Origin of the sequence: Enterococcus larvae (assembly GCF_017830045.1) — a bacterium.
GTDB classification, from domain to species: domain Bacteria; phylum Bacillota; class Bacilli; order Lactobacillales; family Enterococcaceae; genus Enterococcus_L; species Enterococcus_L larvae.
The window spans coordinates 40,142-59,560 of sequence record NZ_JAEDXU010000004.1; the positions used below are offsets into that span (position 1 = coordinate 40,142).

The 19,419-nt window shown below is 40.0% G+C and carries 18 protein-coding genes; 3 read left to right on the top strand and 15 right to left on the bottom strand.

Going from position 1 to position 19,419, the window contains the following annotated elements; all coding sequences use genetic code 11:
• Nucleotides 1–9 precede the first annotated feature (9 nt).
• The 6 genes from I6N96_RS08680 to I6N96_RS08705 all read right to left on the bottom strand — a co-directional run bounded on the left by I6N96_RS08680 (nucleotide 10) and on the right by I6N96_RS08705 (nucleotide 5,865).
• Nucleotides 10–1,803: a polysaccharide biosynthesis protein gene (locus I6N96_RS08680; protein WP_209557186.1), complete on the bottom strand. Its 1,794-nt coding sequence runs from the start codon at nucleotides 1,801–1,803 to the stop codon at nucleotides 10–12.
• Between the two features lie 17 nt (nucleotides 1,804–1,820).
• On the bottom strand, nucleotides 1,821–2,585 hold the full coding sequence (locus I6N96_RS08685) for a tyrosine-protein phosphatase (protein WP_209557187.1): 765 nt from the start codon (nucleotides 2,583–2,585) through the stop codon (nucleotides 1,821–1,823).
• Nucleotides 2,586–2,609: 24 nt separating this feature from the next.
• Nucleotides 2,610–3,302: a CpsD/CapB family tyrosine-protein kinase gene (locus tag I6N96_RS08690; RefSeq protein ID WP_209557188.1), complete on the bottom strand. Its 693-nt coding sequence runs from the start codon at nucleotides 3,300–3,302 to the stop codon at nucleotides 2,610–2,612.
• Nucleotides 3,303–3,314: 12 nt separating this feature from the next.
• Nucleotides 3,315–4,112 (bottom strand): YveK family protein, encoded by a 798-nt coding sequence (locus I6N96_RS08695; protein ID WP_209557189.1) that lies wholly within the window; start codon nucleotides 4,110–4,112, stop codon nucleotides 3,315–3,317.
• A gap of 43 nt (nucleotides 4,113–4,155) precedes the next feature.
• Nucleotides 4,156–5,154 (bottom strand): diaminopimelate epimerase, encoded by a 999-nt coding sequence (gene dapF, locus I6N96_RS08700; protein ID WP_209557190.1) that lies wholly within the window; start codon nucleotides 5,152–5,154, stop codon nucleotides 4,156–4,158.
• Between the two features lie 102 nt (nucleotides 5,155–5,256).
• On the bottom strand, nucleotides 5,257–5,865 hold the full coding sequence (locus tag I6N96_RS08705; RefSeq protein WP_209557191.1) for a superoxide dismutase: 609 nt from the start codon (nucleotides 5,863–5,865) through the stop codon (nucleotides 5,257–5,259).
• Between the two features lie 597 nt (nucleotides 5,866–6,462).
• Here I6N96_RS08705 and ispG point away from each other — a divergent pair.
• Both ispG and I6N96_RS08715 read left to right on the top strand, forming a co-directional pair.
• Nucleotides 6,463–7,554, top strand: a complete 1,092-nt coding sequence (gene ispG, locus I6N96_RS08710; protein ID WP_209557192.1) for a flavodoxin-dependent (E)-4-hydroxy-3-methylbut-2-enyl-diphosphate synthase — start codon at nucleotides 6,463–6,465, stop codon at nucleotides 7,552–7,554.
• 201 nt (nucleotides 7,555–7,755) lie between these two features.
• On the top strand, nucleotides 7,756–8,718 hold the full coding sequence (locus tag I6N96_RS08715; RefSeq protein ID WP_209557193.1) for a phosphoglycerate dehydrogenase: 963 nt from the start codon (nucleotides 7,756–7,758) through the stop codon (nucleotides 8,716–8,718).
• Nucleotides 8,719–9,038: 320 nt separating this feature from the next.
• Here the strand turns inward: I6N96_RS08715 and I6N96_RS08720 are convergent, their stop codons facing one another.
• Complete coding sequence (locus tag I6N96_RS08720; protein WP_209557194.1) at nucleotides 9,039–9,971, bottom strand: glycosyltransferase family 2 protein; 933 nt, start codon at nucleotides 9,969–9,971, stop codon at nucleotides 9,039–9,041.
• A 273-nt stretch (nucleotides 9,972–10,244) separates the two neighbouring features.
• Here I6N96_RS08720 and I6N96_RS08725 point away from each other — a divergent pair, with 273 nt between their 5' ends.
• Nucleotides 10,245–11,735: a helix-turn-helix domain-containing protein gene (locus tag I6N96_RS08725; RefSeq protein ID WP_209557195.1), complete on the top strand. Its 1,491-nt coding sequence runs from the start codon at nucleotides 10,245–10,247 to the stop codon at nucleotides 11,733–11,735.
• Between the two features lie 101 nt (nucleotides 11,736–11,836).
• Here the strand turns inward: I6N96_RS08725 and I6N96_RS08730 are convergent, their stop codons facing one another.
• The 8 genes from I6N96_RS08730 to nox form a co-directional block, all read right to left on the bottom strand.
• The gene (locus tag I6N96_RS08730) at nucleotides 11,837–12,145 is read right to left on the bottom strand and encodes a HesB/YadR/YfhF family protein (RefSeq protein ID WP_209557196.1); all 309 of its coding nucleotides are present in this window, start codon (nucleotides 12,143–12,145) and stop codon (nucleotides 11,837–11,839) included.
• 62 nt (nucleotides 12,146–12,207) lie between these two features.
• The gene (locus I6N96_RS08735; RefSeq protein ID WP_209557197.1) at nucleotides 12,208–12,873 is read right to left on the bottom strand and encodes a potassium channel family protein; all 666 of its coding nucleotides are present in this window, start codon (nucleotides 12,871–12,873) and stop codon (nucleotides 12,208–12,210) included.
• Between the two features lie 102 nt (nucleotides 12,874–12,975).
• Complete coding sequence (locus I6N96_RS08740; RefSeq protein WP_209557198.1) at nucleotides 12,976–13,608, bottom strand: response regulator transcription factor; 633 nt, start codon at nucleotides 13,606–13,608, stop codon at nucleotides 12,976–12,978.
• Complete coding sequence (locus I6N96_RS08745) at nucleotides 13,586–14,686, bottom strand: sensor histidine kinase (protein WP_209557481.1); 1,101 nt, start codon at nucleotides 14,684–14,686, stop codon at nucleotides 13,586–13,588. Before I6N96_RS08745 ends, I6N96_RS08740 begins: the two co-directional genes overlap by 23 nt.
• Nucleotides 14,686–15,417, bottom strand: coding sequence for a cell wall-active antibiotics response protein LiaF (gene liaF / locus I6N96_RS08750; RefSeq protein ID WP_209557199.1), 732 nt, complete (start codon nucleotides 15,415–15,417; stop codon nucleotides 14,686–14,688). The genes I6N96_RS08745 and liaF overlap by 1 nt, the downstream gene beginning before the upstream one ends.
• A 305-nt stretch (nucleotides 15,418–15,722) precedes the next feature.
• Nucleotides 15,723–16,196: a transcription elongation factor GreA gene (greA, locus tag I6N96_RS08755; RefSeq protein ID WP_209557200.1), complete on the bottom strand. Its 474-nt coding sequence runs from the start codon at nucleotides 16,194–16,196 to the stop codon at nucleotides 15,723–15,725.
• Nucleotides 16,197–16,444: 248 nt separating this feature from the next.
• On the bottom strand, nucleotides 16,445–17,875 hold the full coding sequence (mltG, locus tag I6N96_RS08760) for an endolytic transglycosylase MltG (protein ID WP_209557201.1): 1,431 nt from the start codon (nucleotides 17,873–17,875) through the stop codon (nucleotides 16,445–16,447).
• Nucleotides 17,876–18,072: 197 nt separating this feature from the next.
• A complete protein-coding gene (nox, locus tag I6N96_RS08765) occupies nucleotides 18,073–19,404 on the bottom strand; it encodes a H2O-forming NADH oxidase (RefSeq protein ID WP_209557202.1) in 1,332 nt (443 codons plus the stop codon).
• Nucleotides 19,405–19,419: the final 15 nt, after the last annotated feature.

The following is a 19,419-nucleotide window of genomic DNA, read 5'->3' on the forward strand; positions in this document are numbered from 1 at the left end:
TCTTTTCTCCTATTTACTTGAGTCATTTGCAAATCTTACCAGTTCCCGACTCATTTCTTCTGTGTTTTCAGACAGATGGTCAACAAAATTCATGATTTCTCCAATTGAAAATCCATTCACGTTGCCTATAAAAATTTTATCAAACACTTGCTTAGAATTCTTTTCCTTACTTACCAATAATTCTTCATATAGCTTCTCACCTGGTCGGATACCAGTTTCAATAATCTCGATTTCGCCTTCCTGATAACCGCATAATTGAATCATATTCTTAGCCAAATCATAAATTCGAACAGGTTCTCCCATATCTAAGATGAAGATTTCTCCACCTCTTGCAAGAGCCCCAGCCTGAATGACCAGACGGCTTGCTTCCGGGATAGTCATGAAATAGCGAGTCATTCGAAAATCAGTGATTGTTACTGGTCCACCTTGACGAATTTGTTCTTCAAATACTGGGATCACACTGCCGCGGCTCCCTAATACATTACCAAAACGAACAGCACAAAACTTCGTCTTGCCGTCTTCATTCATACCCGTTACGATCATCTCGGCAATACGTTTTGTTGCCCCCATCACATTCGGAGGATTGACCGCTTTGTCTGTAGATATCATCACAAAACTTTCAACATTCTGTTCTTTAGCAGCCTCAGCGACATTCTTAGTACCGAACACATTATTTTTCACAGCCTCTTCTGGGTTATACTCCATTAAAGGAACATGCTTATGCGCCGCTGCATGATAGACAATATCCGGTTGATATTGCTTCATGATTTCGACTATGCGCTTCTTATCCTGAATATCTGCAATGATTGGGACAAGATCGATTACTCTGTTGCCGTATTTCTCCATCAGCTCTCGATGAATCAGGTAGATTGAATTCTCCCCATGACCAACTAAAAGCAGCTGCTTAGGATTAAAGTGGACCAGCTGACGGCATATTTCCGAGCCAATCGAACCGCCAGCACCTGTTACCAGAATGACTTTATTTGTCAATTGATCCTTCAACTGATCAACATCCAGACGTACTTCTTCTCTTCCAAGTAAATCAACAACATCAATCTGCTTCAAACGAGAAATGGTGATATTTCCCGAAGCTACTTCTTCTAATGCCGGCATCGCATTTACAGGCAAACCAAGAGGGGTTATGATGTCCAAAATCCGCTGAAGCTCCTCTCTTTTGAGAGAAGGAATCGCGATAGTCAGCATTTCAATTCCATGTTTTTCAACAAGCTCCGGAATCTGCTGTGTGTTCCCCAAAACCTTTACTCCACCCAGATACATTCTCTGCTTATCTAATGCATCATCAATAAACCCTACTACCTGAATATCACTTGTGGTTGAAGTACTCAGACTGGAGAGCAAAATACGACCAGCTTCTCCTGCACCAATGATCAATGTCTTCTTTGCCTTGACATGCCCGTAGCGTTTTCCATTACGCCATTCCACAATCAAGCGCCAGACCAGACGACTGGAGATAATCAAAAAAGTCGACAGTAAGTACGTCAGCAATAAAAAGCGACGACTATCTGAAAACAGAATGACTCCTTCCAATAGTACCGTGATACTTGTTGCAGAAAAGATAGCGATCATCTCTCTGAGGTTCGTAAAACGGTTGATCCGTGTAAAGATCTTAAAAACAAACCCAAAAACTATGTAAAATACTAATTGTAAAATAATTGTTTGTACAACAAAATCGGTTGAAACATGAATATATGGAACCATATAAAAATAAGAAAATATATTTGCCCCAATGATGATTATAGCATCCAACATCAGCAGCACGAATAATTTTTGCCTTCTCGACATACCATTAGCCACTCTTTCTAAAACAATCGGAATTTCTTCCTTTTAACTTCCTTAAACGGTAGGATTTCTGTTTCATCCCCATTCAGCACATCCCGTGCACAGAATTCCAATGCCGTTGCTTTTCTTTTTCCATGATCTTGTATAATTGATTCAAACGCTCGTTTCATAAAGAAATTTCGTCGAGCTGTATTATGTGCATCTGAAGCAATCATGTGAACCAAATTGCTTGCCACCAGCTCTTTTGCGGTTGTCTCGATTTCTTTACCAAAGACTCCTACATAGCTAGGAGCGGTAACCTGTGCCAAACTCCCCATTTCGATAAAAGGAATCAGCCGATTCGGATCATCGATAAATCCACGATTTCTTTCAGGATGCACAATGATTGGACGATGGCCCATTTGAATCAACTGGAACAGTACCTGCTCTGCATAAGATGGAATCTCTTCAAAAGGAAATTCGATCAAAACATACGTATTGTTCAAATCTGCAAAAAGGATTTCTCCAGCCAAGACCTTTTCCACCAGATCTTCACTGATTCGAACCTCTTGTCCCTCATACAAATTCAAGGGGATATTTCTTCTATCCAGCAATCCCTGCAGCTCCTGAACCTTTAGAATAACCTCAGCTGCCGGATTGCTGTATCTGCCATTATTATGATGAGGGGTGCAAAGAATATGCTCGATTCCTTGAGCTACAGCTGATTCTGCCATTAAAATAGCTTCTTCTACGTTTTGAGCCCCATCATCTACATTCGGTAAAATATGACAATGTAAATCGATCATCACAAATCCTCCATACCTGATTAATTATCCATAATAGTAATTTTGATCTATAAGGTTTTTTGCACCATTATAGACAACACCTAACACATTTGCTCCAACATATTCAAGGAGACTTTTAGCTTTTTTCAATGATTCTCTTTTTGAGACCCCTTCACGAACCACAAGGATCGTTCCATTTACCTTTGAAGACAGGATCTGTGCATCAGTCACCGTTACAACCGGCGGCATATCAAAGATGATCAAATCGTATCTCTTACCTAATTCTTCAATTAATCGTTCCATTCTCTGAGAGCCCAAAAGCTCTGAGGGATTCGGTGGTTTCGGACCACTGGTAAGGACACTTAAATTATCCACTCCGGAATCCTGAATCGCCTGATCTAAATAGATTTGTCGATTCCCTAAGATACTGCTAAGTCCATTAGTGTTAGACAGGCTGAAGGTTCTTGCTACTGTCGGTTTTCTCAAGTCCGCATCTACAAGCAGCACTTTCTTTCCTGAATTCGCAAAAACAACCGCCAGATTAGCAGCTGTCGTTGACTTACCTTCTCCCGGACCTGAAGAAGTGATTACTAATGTACGTAAATCATAATCGACCATTGAATATTGAATATTTGTCCGAATCGTACGGTATTGTTCTGATACGGGTGATGCTTTATCGGCTAAAGTGATCAGGCTGACCCCTTTATCGCTCTCTTGATTTTTCAAATATTTTGGCATCCTCTTTATCTCCTATAATCTAGTTCTGGTTCTGCGTAAAGGCGCATGTTCATCAGCTGGTGCTTCTTCCTCGTGATGTTCAGCCATCTCTGACATTTCACTCGGTGTTCGTGTGATTTTCACGTTTAATTCCTTGGCAGTCATATTAGGTACTGCACCAAGAATCGGAAGTTCCAATTCTTCGGAAATAAACTCTTCGTTTTTCAGTGAGCGGTCAAACAGCTCCAATACGAAGGCAAGCAGCACTCCTAACATTAAGCCGCCGGCAAATCCCAGCATCAAGTTCATCTTATTGTTTGGTGAAACAGCAGACATATTGGCAGATGCATTAGAAATTACTGTGATTTTATCTACACTCAGTGTCTGTTGAGCCGTTTCCTGAAAAACAGCTGTCGTTTGGTTGGCAATGCGCTCAGATAAAATCGGATCAGTCGTCGTTGAGCTGATGGAGAACATCTGCGAGTTCTGCGATTGTTTTACAGACAAACTGCCTCGTAAGGTACCAGTGCCGATATCTTGACCATACTCGTCCTTCATTCTCTGCTGTACGGCACTTAAAACTGTATCACTGGTGATTAAATCCTTATATGTACTGATCATCTGTAAATTGGCATTGATATCATTGACATTCGCTGTCTCGCTTTGCGGCAATCTTACAATCAATTGTGCCTGAGAACTGTATCTAGGCGTGATAACAAAAAAGGTCATTACACCTGCTGCACTAATTCCAAGAATCATGCAAAAAATCAATAATGCAAACCGTTTCTTCAAAATTCTAGTTATTTCTTGTAAACCTATTGTCTCTTCCATTGTTACCTCCTGATATGATTCCTTGCTTTAAATAGTTTATAGCTCATTCAAACTGCTGACGAACTCCTCCAGCTTGCTGTTTGAGAAATTCAGTATATGCCGTCTGTTCCTCTGTTTCTTCAATCACAAGGGCAGTAAAGTTCCCAGCCATAAGCTCTGCGATCGATCCTTGAATCGTATGTGTAACTGTCGCATTTCCAATCAGCTCCATCCAATAGCCGCCGTCTCCGGTCTCATGAACTACGGTTTGAACCAATCCGCCTACATTACGAACAGTGATTTTCTCATAAAATCGCTTTGTGTACAATAATGTGTACATCAAGCTGCTGGCACACATTGCGGTGCCGCAAGCACTAGTTAAGCCCACACCTCGTTCATACGTTCGAACAAACAGCTCATTCTCTCCTAGTATCTCTACAAAACTGACATTGATTCCATCAGGAAACAGCGGATTTTCTCCATTAACATACCCTGCAATCCGCTCCAGCTCTCCATTCATCAACCCCTCGTGGTCAACAAAAGCAATCAAATGCGGATTCGGTACTGCAACTACTGAAAACTTCAGCGTTTCAGATAATGCCGGAATCTCTTCGTTGATGATTGTTTCTTCGGAGTAATTCATTGAGACGGCTTCCTTATCGAAGCTAACCGGAGAAATCTCTACCTGATAAGCAGGTACTTTATCTGAAAATTCTACAGTTTTTCTCACTTTTAAATCCGCAAACATCGTTTCCACTGTAAAAAACTCTTTGTCGTGTTTTTCAGACAAATATCTTGCTACAGTTCGCAAACCATTTCCGCACATACTTGCCTCAGTACCATCGCTATTGATTACACGCATTTTTGCCAAAGCACTGCCCTCATCTGTCTGTTCAACAAGGAGGATTCCATCGGCTCCCTCCAACAGACCAGATTGGCGATTACATAGGCTTTTGCGTAGTTTATCGATCTCTATTTGAGTTAACGGTTCTGCAAGCAACGTCTCATCCAAGATAAAAAAATCATTCTCGGAACCATGCACTTTTTGCAGCTTTATATCCATTCAAGAAACCCTTCTTTCTAAACGACACTCTAAGTACTAGTATGCCACAAAAAAAAAGAAGAGAACAGCTATTTTTACTGAACCCCTCTTTTTTTATACAAATTATTTAACTTTATTGAAATATTTGTTTACTGTATCCCAGTTAACAACATTCCAAAATGCAGAAATATAGTCTGGACGAACATTTTTATATTTCAAGTAGTATGCATGTTCCCATACATCCAAGCCCAATACAGGTGTTTTCCCTTCCATTAATGGAGAATCTTGATTTGCTGTTGATGTAATTTCAAGCTTGCCGTTATTCACAACCAACCATGCCCAACCAGAGCCGAAACGACCAGTTGCAGCTGTTTTAAATTCTTCTTTTAGATTGTCGAAGCTTCCAAATGCTTCATCGATTGCTGCTTTGATATCCCCTGTTGGTTCGCCGCCGCCATTTGGTCCCATGATAGCCCAAAAGAATGAATGGTTTGCATGTCCGCCGCCGTTGTTTCTTACTGCCGTGCGGATATCTTCCGGAATGCTGTCTATATCAGCAATCAGCTCTTCGACTGTTTTTTCGCCAAGCTCAGGATGCTTTTCAATCGCTGCATTTAAATTTGTTACATACGTGTTGTGGTGCTTGTCATGATGTAAATGCATTGTTTCTGAATCAATGTAAGGTTCTAATGCGTCATAAGCATAAGGTAAATCAGGTAAAGTGTAAGTCATTGTAAATCTCCTCCAAAATCGTGTTTTAAATTCTATACATACTTAGAATACCAGACTTGAAGGGAACCTTCAAAATAACTGCCTATAATTTTTACCTTTTATTCCCATCTATTTCTCACCTTTCCCTCCTCATCCTCACAATAAGAGCATCTGCACCATCATCCCCATTCAATCAGAGGCTTAGCACAATTTTAAACATTTTTTTGGTTCTTCTTTTCTCGGAATATGGTAGTATAGGTTATTGAGCATTGAGACTGAACAATTGCATTTTTAAAGATAGCTGTTTTAAATAAGCTGAAGCAAATATCTTCTGACTGACAGACAAAAAGAGGCTGTGATAGAAGCGCTGCGTTCCGAGCACAACACATGAAATTTCTGCTTCTAAAACACCGTTTACTCGTTTCCAAAGGCTTACGGCATACTTATGTCACAGCCCCGTAAAAACACAGCGATACCGACTATGCCATGATTTACGACTACTGACTAAAAAGTATCGGTATTGAAGCAAAATGACAAAGGGAACCTTTACTCTAATCGCTTTAGTGATTGGAATGTAATGGACATCACCTTTTAATCGCAAAGGAGAGAACTATACCCATGAGCAAGATAACCCATCGAAGAGACACTCGTCCTGTAAATGTAGGCGGACTGACTATCGGCGGAAGTAATGAACTTTTCATTCAAAGCATGTGCACGACAAAGACACATCATGTTGAAGAAACAGTTGCCCAAATTCTCGAACTGGAAGAAGCTGGCTGCCAGATCGTTCGTGTTGCAGTACCTGATGAGGAAGCTGCCAATGCTCTTCGCGCAATCAAAGAACAAATCCACATTCCATTAGTTGCAGATATTCACTTTGACTATCGTCTGGCCCTAAAAGCCATCGAACAAGGTGTGGATAAAATAAGAATCAACCCTGGAAATATCGGACGAAAAGACCGTGTTGAAAAAGTAGTCACGGCTTGTAAAGAAAAAGGAATTCCCATCAGGATCGGTGTCAATGCCGGCTCACTGGAAAAGAAATTCCTTCAACAATATGGTTACCCAACAGCTGAAGCAATGGTAGCCAGTGCATTAGAACATATAAAAATTCTTGAAGATTTGGATTTTTACGACATTATCGTTTCCTTAAAAGCAAGTGATGTTGACTTGGCTATTGAGGCTTATGCATTGGCTGCTGAAAGTTTTAACTACCCGTTGCATTTAGGGATCACAGAAGCTGGAACAAAATTTTCCGGCGGAATCAAATCTGCAGCCGGCTTAGGCGCCTTATTATCAAGAGGAATCGGCAATACTTGTCGTGTCTCTTTATCTGCAGACCCTGTAGAAGAAATCAAAGTAGCTAAAGAAGTGCTGAAGGCATTTGGCTTAGCCAGTAATGCAGCATCTCTGATTTCTTGTCCAACATGCGGACGGATCGAAATCGATTTGATCCCTATCGCAAATGAGATCGAAGAGTACATCGAAAAAATCAAGGCACCAATCAAAGTAGCTGTATTAGGATGTGCAGTCAACGGTCCTGGGGAAGCCCGGGAAGCCGATATCGGTATTGCCGGTGGACAAGGAAAAGGAATGCTGTTCAAAAAAGGCAAAATCATTCGAACTGTTCCAGAAGAAATCATGGTTGCTGAGCTGAAAAAGGAAGTTGATCTTTTGGCCGAAGCTTACGCTAGAGGCGAACAAATTTAAATCATAGATTGAGGCACCGCTTTTAAGCGAGTCTCAATCTTTTTTGTTTCACTGCTTTTTTGTTACACTTGTTATAGTAATGCTATTTCTCAACGACTAGCCGGTCGCCATTCAATACGCTTTTTCCTGCAAGTGATTAAGAAACACTGGTACACTTAGCCAACTCGTCCGCAAATAGCAGAAAAGAAGGAGTGCATTTACATGGGAAAACCAATTATCTTTCTAAAAGAAAGCCTCAAGCCAGATCAGATAGAACAGATCAAAGCAGCTGCTGATGATTATCAAATCATTGAAGCGAGCGACTCAACCAATGCTTTTCACGAAGAAGATATCGTGATCATGTTAGGTTGGGATAAAGAAATAGGTCCACGCTTGTTGAAAAATCCTGACAGCAAGCTGAAATGGGTCCAATCGATTTCTGCCGGAGTCGATTCTTACGATCTGGCTTCATTCAAGGAGAAGAATATTTTGCTTTCAAACGGAAGCGGCATCCATACAATTTCCATCACCGAGCATGTTTTAGGTATTCTATTAGCTGAAGGTCGAGGAGTACTAAGGGCCGCAGTCTCGCAAAAGGAGCGGCAATGGAAGGACCCCTCCTTTGACTATCGCCAGCTCTCTGGACAAAACCTATTAATTGTAGGGACTGGAAAAATCGGCCAACAGCTGGCTTCTTTCGCCCAAGGGTTGAAGATAAAAACCTACGGGATCAATTCAAGCGGGCATCCTTCTCCAGGATTTTTGGAATGCTACTCACAAAAAAATATGAACCGTATCATCAAGGACATGGATATCATTGTCAACATCCTTCCATTAACAGATGAAACCTATTATCTGTATAATGAAGAAGTCTTTCAGTCAATGAAAAAAGGAAGCATCTTTGTTAATGTTGGACGCGGTCCTTCCGTTAAAACCGATGATTTGATTCAGGCATTAGAAAATGGTCAAATCAGATTTGCGGCATTGGATGTTTTTGAAGAAGAACCTTTACCAGCAGATTCTCCCTTATGGGATATGGATAATGTCTTGATCACTCCACACATTTCCGGGATAACCGATGGGTTCAAAGAGAAACTGACCGCCATCTTTCTTGCTAATCTGGATGGGTTCATCCATGAACAACAACTAAAAAAGAATCAAGTTGACCTAGATAGAGGATATTAAAAAAAGGACTGATGACATTAGTCTGCTCAGCCTCCTTAAAACTAAATAAATGCTATCCAAAGCTCCTCCATGCCTCAAGGTTCGGAGCCTAGTGAAAACCGTAGACACAAAAACAGTCCCTTTGGAAATAAGCCGAATAATTCTAAAAATACCGAAAGCTCCGAGTAGATGCCAAGAAAGACTATTCATTTCCTGAATAGTCTTTCTTGGTAATTTTCGGATTATTCTTCTTATCTCTTGAAGCTAAACACTTTTGTCAAAACCTTCTTTTGAAATAATCAACATGAACTCTCCTGATGTTTTTCACACCAAGCGCTCATTTAAACATTGTCTTTTTCTGTTTCCTTGACCAGATAAACTGGCCGTTTTTTCGTTTCCATAAATATCTTTCCAATGTATTTCCCAATGATCCCCAGGCACAGCAGCTGTAAACCGCCAACAAAAAGAAAAATACAAACCATTGAAGGCCAACCACTTGTAGGATCTCCATACATGACTGTTCTAAAAAAGATCACCATCATTGCAATTACAGAGCCCACACAGGATAATGCACCTATATATGATGCGAAATTCAATGGTGCTTCTGAAAAATTGATAATACCATCTAAGGAATAACTAAATAAACTCCAAAAGGACCATGACGTTTCTCCAGCAACACGCTCTCGGTTTTCGTAGGATAAATACTTCGTATTATAGCCTACCCAGCTGAAGATCCCTTTTGAGAAGCGATTATACTCCGTCAATTCAAGAATACTGTCAACCATTTGTCGTGTCATCAGCCGAAAGTCCCTAGCGCCGTCAACCATCTCAGTCTCACCAATCTTGTTGATCAGCTTATAAAACATCTGCGCAAAAAAGCTGCGAATGGCAGGCTCACCGTCTCTTGTTGTCCGTCTAGTTCCCACACAATCAATGTCCTCAGTTTCAATGAGTTCAATCATTTGCGGCAGCAGCTCCGGCGGGTCCTGCAAATCAGCATCCATTACGGTAACCAAGTCTCCTTTAGCTGCCTGAAGACCAGCATACAAGCCTGCTTCCTTCCCAAAATTCCTTGAAAAAGATAAGTACCTTACTTTATTCGGGTATTGCTTATGTAAATCTCGTAAACAAGATAGTGTATTATCCTTTGAGCCATCATTGACAAACACGTATTCCACATCATGCTTGATCTGCTGACTGATTTTTTCTACCTCATTAAAGAAAATAGGTATGGATTCCTCTTCGTTATAACAAGGAATTACAATCGATAACATTCTCTCTTTCCTCCCATGCATAAATCTGTCTACTCATTGTAACATACTATAAAAATGAAGTCCTCAGTAAATTAAATAACAAATGTATCGTTAATCTAAAGTTAAAATACAGAGAATTTATTTTTAATATTAAGCTTTTATATTTATAAATTATTTATAAAAAAACATTTTTATAACATTCTCTCTTGAAATTATCCGTTTTCATCGGTATGATGTAATAGAGATAGTTAAAAAGCTACTTTGTTACACGATTACCGTTAGGAGGAAATAATCATGCTCGAGACAATCATTTTAGATGATTTTTCACAAAAAAAGTTAGATATGTTTCACCAGTTCCTCGAATGTGACGATGGAACTTACTCGCCCAGGTATTTTAAACAATTCACAGATTTCTCTCACGCTCGTCTCGTTTCCCTGTTTACAGAGATGGACGATGACTTGCAGCAGCAAATAGGCACACCGCTTTTGACGGATGATGGAAAAATTACAATCAATAAGGAACAGCTTATCACCGCATCTTATCAGCAATATTTGTTTCAGGAAAGTATTGCCTATAAATTTTTGCTGGCTTCTATTCTGGAAAAGAATTATCGCCTTGAAGATTTTTGTGAAGAAAATTACATAAGTCGTGCTTCTGTTCTAAGAAAGCTTCAGCCTATCATCAGCTATTTGAAAAAGTTTGATATCCAGATAAATTGCTCGAAAATGAGAATCACAGGTAATGAAGCAATCATTCGCATCGTTTACTTTAACTTCTTTTGGCTTACTTCATTCGGAGAAGATTTTTTCCTTGCATTAGGAGAAAATAAACGAGGGCCTGAGCTGTTCGACTTCAATGATAAGCAATGGATGAAGTATGTTGAACCGAGACAGTGGTTTTTGCTGACCTCTATCAATAGACTGCGTTTAGAAAAAGCCCATTTCTTAGCTGAAACTCCTTTTGATCAGCTTGTCTACCCGGAAACAAATTTATCGTTTTTTGATGAATTGAAACAACTAGGTATTTCAAAACAGTTTCGTTCAAGAGAATCTGATTTTCTATCTTATATGCTCTTCTACTGGATTCCATATTTCCATTCAGATGATCCGCGAATCCCTTACGTGAAGTCCTATATGCTCAGTGACAATCATCCATTAGGAAACTTGATTGGTGAATTCCAAAACTTTTACATAAGTGCACTTGGTGAGAATGCTCTTACCGAAGATGAAAAAGAATTATTACATATCAACATTTTCACAACTTTTTTGAATCATGCGATCAGGGAAGATCGTCTGCCGTTAGCGGTGGACTTCTCTTACGACCTTTTCAGAGGACATCATCCTTTGTTTGAGCCGCTGTTTCATGATGTTCAAGCCTTCTTGAAAAAGACAGCACAGACAGATCAGCATCGTTGGATACTAAACTGTTTAGATCATTTGGTCTTTAGCTGTACTGTATTTCTGCTGCCCTTCTTTGAGCGGGAAAAACAGAACCATCAATTACGCGTAGGAGTCATCTTGTTTCAGAATGCGATCGTTTCCCAGTCTCTTTTTGAGTACCTGGCAAAAATCCCATTTGTTGAGGCAGAGCTGATCACTTCCTTTGAAAAAAAGGACTATGATTATTATATTGCAACATCTGCGCTCTTGCTGCCGAAAAGCGTAAGAAGAAAAGGCAACTTCAAGTTGATCACTTTGACTGAAATAGAAAAATACCAGACGATTCTCTTTTCCACATTACAGGAAAGATATTCAAAAAAGGCTGACAACTTTATCGCTGGTTAATGACTAGCTGCTGACTGCAACCTCCCCTGCCGCTCGCTACTGTCTTGAATCTTAACAATAAAAAAAGCAGAACAAACCTTTATCGAGTTTGTTCCGCTTTTTTATTGTTTAAAATCGCTATTTTTTTCAAAAAGATATGTTGGCTCATCCAGCTTTTCATCATAATCAACGACTAAATCATAGCCGGTAAAAAACCAATCATCATTTTCTTCTACATAATACATCAATCCGCCAACCTTCGTTTGCGCCAATGGTTTCTCAGGTGTATCCACAGACATCCCTACAGAAAAGCCTTCATGTACATTGGTACTGCCATAGACCTTCCCATAAAAGCGAATCCCCATCTCAGGCTCTAACTGGAGCTCCTGCTTGAACCATTCTTGGGCACGCGGCGTCACTGTCAATTTCATCCATAATCCCTCCCTACCTGAATATTGTAGCATAGAAGAGATTACTTTCATGTATAAGTTGCCTATTGACTCATTTTATTATCCAGTAAATCGACATCATCTGTATTCCCAACTACCAGCAAGTTGTCGTTCTCTCTAACGATTTCTTCTGCAGCCGGTGAAGCAATAACCTCACTCTTCGACCTGCGTATCGCAACAACAGTCAAACCAAAGCGCTGACGGAAGTTCAAATCTCCCAATGTCTTATTATAGAACTTTGGATTTGACACACGAATTTCTGCCAGTGAGAATTCATTCGACAGATCAATGTAATCCAAAATATTTCTTGAAACCAGCTTATGAGCAACTCTGATTCCCATATCTCGTTCCGGATGGACAACAGAGTCGGCCCCGATTTTTTCCAGTACACGGGCATGATAAGAGTTTACTGCCTTTGCAAGAACATTCGGCACACCCATCTCCTTTACCATTAAAGTTACCAGAATACTCGCCTGAATGTCCTCACCGATTGCAACAACTACATGGTCAAAGTTTCGAATCCCCAATGATCGAAGCGTCATTTCATCCTGCGCATTTGCTACGACAGCATGTGTCGCAATATTCATGTATTCATTCACTTTATCTTCATTACTGTCAATAGCTAGAACTTCCTGTCCTGACTCGATCAGCGTCTGACAAATACTACCACCGAATCTTCCTAAACCGATTATCGCAAAATTCTGTTTCATAATGGCTCTCTGCTCCTACTGTTTATTTACAATCTATAGTAGGACGTATCTGAAAAATTCGGATTCCACCGCAGCTTTCAGACACGCCCTAATTCCAATGTTTTATTTTACCAATTTGTGCTTGAACGCATAAATCGTCGCCTGCGTTCGATCATCCACATCCAGCTTCGCTAGGATATTAGACACATGGGTTTTCACTGTTTTCAACGTAATAAACAGCTCATCTGCAATTTCCTGATTACTCTTTCCTTTAGAGATCAGCAGTAAAATTTCAAATTCCCGATTCGTCAAGTCTTCATGCAGTACCGGCTCTTGTTTTTTCGTCAGACGTTCCATCATCTTCGTCGTCACTTCCGGTTCAAGTACACGCTCACCTCTGAATGTCGCTCGAATAGCATCTGCTATTTCATGAGCTGTTGAAGTCTTCAATAAATAACCTGCCGCTCCTGCTTCAATCGCAGGATAAACCTTTTCATCATCAATAAAGCTTGTCACGATAATGATTTTTGCCTCCGGCCAATCTTTTAGTATCGCCTTTGTTGATTCGATCCCATCCATTTCATCCATTACCAAATCCATTAAAATGACATCCGGGCGCAATTCTAAGGCCTTCTCGTAACCTATCCGTCCATTCTCAGCTTCGCCGATCACTTCAATATCATCTTGGATAGACAAGTAGGAAGAAACACCTAGGCGGACCATCTCATGGTCATCAACCAGCATCACTTTGATCATCTGTTAGTTCCTCCTTTATAACGGGTACTTTGATTTCTACACTTGTTCCCTGTCCTTTAAAGCTGATGATTTTGATTGAACCGCCCATTCCGGCAACTCGTTCACGAATATTCTTCAGACCATAGCTGCCCGCTTTGTTCTCGTTTTCATTCATGTCAAATCCAACACCATCATCTACAAGACGCAATAGAACGTTCTCACCAACCTGATGCAAGTAGACTTCCAGCTCATTCGCCTTCGCATGTCGAAGAGTATTCGACAAAAGCTCCTGAACAATTCGGAACAGATGATCCTCAATACTATTACTCAGACAAACATCCTCTACATCCCAGGTCAACTCGATTTTGATTTTTGTTTTAAGCTCCTTCAACAGCTGTTCGATCCCTTTTTTAAGGCTCTTGCCTTCAAGGCTTACCGGACGCAAATGAAGCAGCAACGCTCGCATTTCAGACTGAGACGCATTGATGACATCTCCCACAATAGCCAGCTGCTTTTTAAACATATCTGAAGTATCAGACTTTTGTGCCTGCTCATTCAATGCTGAAATCATCATCATCGCTCCAAATAGCTGCTGACTGACAGAATCATGAAGCTCTCTGGCAAGACGGTGCCGTTCTTCTTCAAGGATTTCTTCTCTCGTTTCACCATCAAACACTTGAGGACGGCTGTTCAGTATCTGCAGCTCCTTGGACATCTCCACAAGCTTACTGCGAACAGCACTGATGTCAGCATCGATATCCCCAATATACACATCATTATCAGCATGAGGAATTTTTTTGCCAATCAGCGGGCTGTCATAGTTTCCTGCAGCCAACAAGCGTAACTTTTCTTCAATTCTACCATATTGAGCTTTTTGCACAATAGATATCAACAGGAAAGTCAACAAACCTGCAATCATAGAGAGCAGCAGGATATGAAAAAAGAAAGGAACATAAAAAACCTTTCGTCGAAAAAGCTCTAATAACCAGTCTTTTTGGTTGATGGCATGGAAATAAGAGAACAGCGTAAACAGCACCACTAAAAAGGTGCTGAACGCAGCATATAAAGACAACATCTGTCGGGAGATTTTCCCAGCTATCATACTCGGATCACCTCAACATCTCCTACAAGCGTATTGGTTATGATCTTCAATCGTCTTGGATTACTGTCATAGCTGTCGCTGTATATTTTCAATGACTCGTTTTTCAAATGGTATTTTTCATTTTCAAATGTCACATTGCCGTAGAATGTAGAGTGCTCCAGTACAACTGCAACTCCTAAAGGAACCAGTATGCGAGTACGTCCAAATCCCTTTCTGACAATAATTACGTTGTCATCCTTCGGAAGGAGTGTGTTTCCTAGATCAATAATTGTATCTCCGGAAAGGATATCGATATTGATGTCATCCCATTCATATACGTTGCTGCCGATCCGTTCATTGGCAAACCAAGGACGTTTGAATTTTCTGCCGTTCTTACTTTCAACGTTTGTTGTTTCGATGATCATCATCTGTTTTTTCTTCCAAGGCGCCCTCTGTGTAAGATCGACTCCTGAAATCTCAACGCCTTTAAGTCCTACAAAAAGAACACCGAAAACCATCATCAGCCAAACTGCCGGGCTGTTGATCACACCAATAATAATCAATATAATACCCATGATCAGCATAAAATTGCCTAGACCATCTCTTTGTTTTTTTCTAAGAGCAAAAATCACGCTCAAAACTCCAATTATCAATAAAATAAGTAGAGGTGTATTATGTATAATTTGCCATAAAGCAAAGATGAAAAGTAATGCTTCCACAATAATAAAAAATCTCCATGGACTGTTCATTTCATTTCCTCCTTTCTAACTATAAGAATCCTATTAAAGGTTCCTTCAAATAAAGATACGTCTACTAAGGTATTTTTTCGTAAATACAGCAAATCATCCAGAGTCGGACGTAACGCGAGAAGCTAATATAAACACGAAAATAATCATTAGTCACTGTTTACTTAGCCGATCTCATAGTAATAGTATACTTTATTTCCCATACTAATATTAGTTGCTTTGGCAGTATTTTACTATAGGTCTTTAGCCTGAGTTTTCAACAAAAGAGGACAGGAAACCATGTTCCTATCCTCAATCAGTTAAAATGATCAGCCAACTCTTACGATTTTGACTTGCATGTCTCCTCCGGGCGTTGCAATTGCAACTTCATCTCCCAGATATTTACCGATAAGCGCTTGAGCAATCGGTGAATCATTTGAGATTTTTCCGGAAAACGGATCTGCTTCAGCACTTCCGACGATCGTATATTCTTCTTCATCTCCATCAGGCAGCTCAACGAATGCAACGGTCTTACCAATAGACACTTCATCAGAGTCCACGCCGTTGTTATCAATGATCTGGGCAAAACGGATCATGTTTTCTAAAGTTGTGATTCTTCCTTCAACAAAAGCCTGTTCGTCCTTTGCTGATTCATATTCCGAGTTTTCAGACAGATCACCGAAGCTGCGTGCGATTTTGATTCGCTCTACGATCTCTTTTCTCTTGACTGTCTTTAATTCCTCTAGTTCTTGTTCTAATTTTGCTTTTCCTTCAAGTGTCATAGGAAATACTTTTTCTACCATAATGATTCTCCCTTACTAAACTTACTACAATTTGTTATGTACTTTTTTCTAAAATACAGGGTATTTGTAATCCACAAAAGATTACCATGCTTTCTAAAAATTGTAAATAAGATTCGCTCAATTTTAATGTTTCAAACGCAAAAATCTAACGCTTTCATAAAAGTATTAAAGCGAAACGAGCCTCACCATAACAGTTTGGCTCGTAACATAATACTCAAAATCAGCAGCTGATCATTTTATTTACAGGATTATTCGTCTGTGTTGTTTACATATTGCTCAACTAATTCCAAATGTTCTTCATACGTTTCTGCGAAGTATACTTTTCCTGTAGTGATGTCAGCAACAAAGTAAAGATAGTTGTTTTCTTCAGGATTCAGCACAGCTGAAATTGCCTGTTCACTAGGACTGTCAACCGGTCCCGGACCATAGCCTGTATTCTTATACAGGTTGTATGGTGAATCGACTTCCAGATCTTTGTTGTATACTTTTTCTTTATGCTCACCTAATGCATAAAGAATTGAGATGTCTGATTGCAATGGCATGTCGATAGCCATCCGATTGAAGAAGACTTGTGCGATATTTCTTCGATCGCCTTCTTCTACTCCTTCTTTTTCCACCAAAGCTGCCAATGACAGGACATCCTGAATGGTCATGCCTTGCGCAGAAATCGTCGGCACATACGGTTCAATCACGCTATTTGTTTTGACGATCATTTGTTCTACAAAATCTTGTAGAGATGTTTCCTTATAATAGTCGTAAGTCGCTGGGAATAAGTACCCTTCCAGACGATAACGAACACCTTCCGCTGCTGCTGCACTTCCTAATAAATCAGGATATTTAGCATTCATTGCGTTGAAGTAATCTGCATTTTCCATCAGTGCAATAAAATCAGTTTTCTTGAAGTCTGTATTTTCTTCAATTGCTGTACCGATTTTATCGATATCATAACCTTCCGGAATCGTTACTTTCCCATCAGCAATCTGTGTCGGCTCAGCGGTTCCTCCTGCCTTCAGCATCGCACCGATCTCATCAAGTGTCATATCTGGAGACATTTGGTAATAACCAGCCTGAAAATCAGTCAGATTTTTGAATTTGATATAATAATTAAATACCATACCACTTTTGATCACTTTATTTTCTTCCAGGATCGAAGCAATCTGCTTATTAGATGACCCCTCCGGAACATGTACCTGTACCAGATCAGAATCATCCTTATTCAAAGGCTGAAGCCCATCATTTACATATTTATAAAAGGTAAAACCGAAAACAGCCACGACCAGAACCAAAACAGAAATCACCAGCAGCACGATCCTGTTGACAATTCGGTCCTCTTTTCCACGGTTTTGCTTTAATGCTTCTTTGGCATCTGCTCTACTCTCTGTCACACGTGAAGAACGCTCAGTTTCCGCAGTAGCTTGCGGTTCCGTATACGACTGATGTTCGCTCTCTTGAGAATCAGATGTTCTTGAAAAATTATCAGATGATTCCTGTTGCTCGGATAGCCAGTTCGATGAACTAGTAGGCTCCTCCGTAGGTGAATCCAGATTATCATTTTGATGGTTATTTTCAGAAGAAGATGCATGATCACCCTCAACATTCTCGCCTCTCAACGAACGTAATACCTGATCTTTGAAAGAAGAATCAGAATGATCTTGATTATTTTGGTTATCGTTTGCCAAAATTAATCCTCCTTGCTCTCTAATTAACTTCTATAACTTCAACCATTATACATGAAAGTCTTCAAAAATTAAACTTTTTTAGAAAAATGTATCAGAAATTAACAATCTTTTACCCTTTTTTCAAAAAAAATTGCCTCGTAAACATCTTCCGGTTACAGAAGATGTCACGAGGCATTTATCCTTCGTTTTTTCAGCTTTTATTCAGCACTTAAAGCAGCCATAGTGATATAGTTATACGGCTGGTTGAAATGCGGCAAGAAGAAGATATCCAATAATTTAAGCTTATCGATCGTTACGCTTTCTTCAATCGCAAGTGAGAACATATGGATTCCCATAGAAATATCTTCGTAAGAAGCAAGTTGAGTTCCCAATACGCGACGTGTTTCAGCATCATAAACGATACGGATTTTCACAGTGTGATTGTCCTTCATGAAGCCAGGTTTTTGTGTATCTTCGAATTGTGTATATTTCACTTTGAAGCCTGACTTTTCAGCTTCCTGAACAGTCAATCCTGTCGATACCATGTTGTATCCAAAGATAGAGATACCATTTGATCCCTGAACACCAATAGATTCAAGAGCTGTGCCGGCAACGTTATGCGCACCGACGATTCCTGAACGAACAGCATTCGTAGCTAAAGCGATATAAGTTGTTGTTTGTACCGCATTTGAGAAGATTGTTGCACAGTCTCCAACTGCGTATACATCCGGATCGCTTGTTTGCTGATGGCTGTCTACCAGATAAGCGCCATTTGTAAATAATTTCAGATGGTCTTTTCCTAGTTGATTATTTGGTTTGAAACCAATCGCATTGATAACCAGATCCACAGGGTATTCGCCTTTATCTGTAACGATTGCTTCAACTTTTTCAGTTCCTTTATACTCTTTTGCCAATTCATTGTAATGAAGCTCAATGCCGTTGTCAGACAACACTTTATCCATATCATCTGTGAACCATTTGTCGTAGTAGTTTGGCAGACAACGATCTGCTGCATCAAACAACAGGACATTCTTGCCGCGGCGTTTTGCTGCTTCAGCAATTTCCACACCAATGTAGCCAGCTCCGATAACTGCCACTGTTTCTACACCTGGTTGAGCCATCGCAGCATCTACTGCTTGACCATCTTGGAATAATTTCAAGAATTCAACATTTTTTAAATCTTTTCCTGGAATATTTGGAGCGATTGGTGCTGAACCAGTTGCCAAGATCAATTTATCATATGTTTCAGTGAATTCCGAGCCGTCTTTCGTTTTGCAGTGAACGATTTTTTTATCAAAATCAATGCTGTCCACAGAAGTTTCCATGTGAATTGTTGCACCTTTTGCTTCAAAATCCTCTTTTTTCGTATAGAACAGGTTTTCATAGGAATCAATTTGACGACCTACCCAAAGTGCTGTACCACAGCCTAGATAACTTAGGTTGGTGTTTCTATCGATCATTACCACTTCCTGATCTTTATAGTTATCTAACAATGTGTTTGCCGCTGCGATACCTGCGTGATTAGTACCGACAATAACTGTTTTTGCCATTAAAAAATTCCTCCA

What these genes read in the sequence shown, in the direction of transcription:
- I6N96_RS08680 (WP_209557186.1), bottom strand. Translation starts at nt 1,803, where the DNA reads ATGTCGAGAAGGCAAAAATTATTCGTGCTGCTGATGTTGGATGCTATA.
- I6N96_RS08685 (WP_209557187.1), bottom strand. Translation starts at nt 2,585, where the DNA reads ATGATCGATTTACATTGTCATATTTTACCGAATGTAGATGATGGGGCT.
- I6N96_RS08690 (WP_209557188.1), bottom strand. Translation starts at nt 3,302, where the DNA reads ATGCCAAAATATTTGAAAAATCAAGAGAGCGATAAAGGGGTCAGCCTG.
- I6N96_RS08695 (WP_209557189.1), bottom strand. Translation starts at nt 4,112, where the DNA reads ATGGAAGAGACAATAGGTTTACAAGAAATAACTAGAATTTTGAAGAAA.
- dapF (WP_209557190.1), bottom strand. Translation starts at nt 5,154, where the DNA reads ATGGATATAAAGCTGCAAAAAGTGCATGGTTCCGAGAATGATTTTTTT.
- I6N96_RS08705 (WP_209557191.1), bottom strand. Translation starts at nt 5,865, where the DNA reads ATGACTTACACTTTACCTGATTTACCTTATGCTTATGACGCATTAGAA.
- ispG (WP_209557192.1), top strand. Translation starts at nt 6,463, where the DNA reads ATGAGCAAGATAACCCATCGAAGAGACACTCGTCCTGTAAATGTAGGC.
- I6N96_RS08715 (WP_209557193.1), top strand. Translation starts at nt 7,756, where the DNA reads ATGGGAAAACCAATTATCTTTCTAAAAGAAAGCCTCAAGCCAGATCAG.
- I6N96_RS08720 (WP_209557194.1), bottom strand. Translation starts at nt 9,971, where the DNA reads ATGTTATCGATTGTAATTCCTTGTTATAACGAAGAGGAATCCATACCT.
- I6N96_RS08725 (WP_209557195.1), top strand. Translation starts at nt 10,245, where the DNA reads ATGCTCGAGACAATCATTTTAGATGATTTTTCACAAAAAAAGTTAGAT.
- I6N96_RS08730 (WP_209557196.1), bottom strand. Translation starts at nt 12,145, where the DNA reads ATGAAATTGACAGTGACGCCGCGTGCCCAAGAATGGTTCAAGCAGGAG.
- I6N96_RS08735 (WP_209557197.1), bottom strand. Translation starts at nt 12,873, where the DNA reads ATGAAACAGAATTTTGCGATAATCGGTTTAGGAAGATTCGGTGGTAGT.
- I6N96_RS08740 (WP_209557198.1), bottom strand. Translation starts at nt 13,608, where the DNA reads ATGATCAAAGTGATGCTGGTTGATGACCATGAGATGGTCCGCCTAGGT.
- liaF (WP_209557199.1), bottom strand. Translation starts at nt 15,417, where the DNA reads ATGAACAGTCCATGGAGATTTTTTATTATTGTGGAAGCATTACTTTTC.
- greA (WP_209557200.1), bottom strand. Translation starts at nt 16,196, where the DNA reads ATGGTAGAAAAAGTATTTCCTATGACACTTGAAGGAAAAGCAAAATTA.
- nox (WP_209557202.1), bottom strand. Translation starts at nt 19,404, where the DNA reads ATGGCAAAAACAGTTATTGTCGGTACTAATCACGCAGGTATCGCAGCG.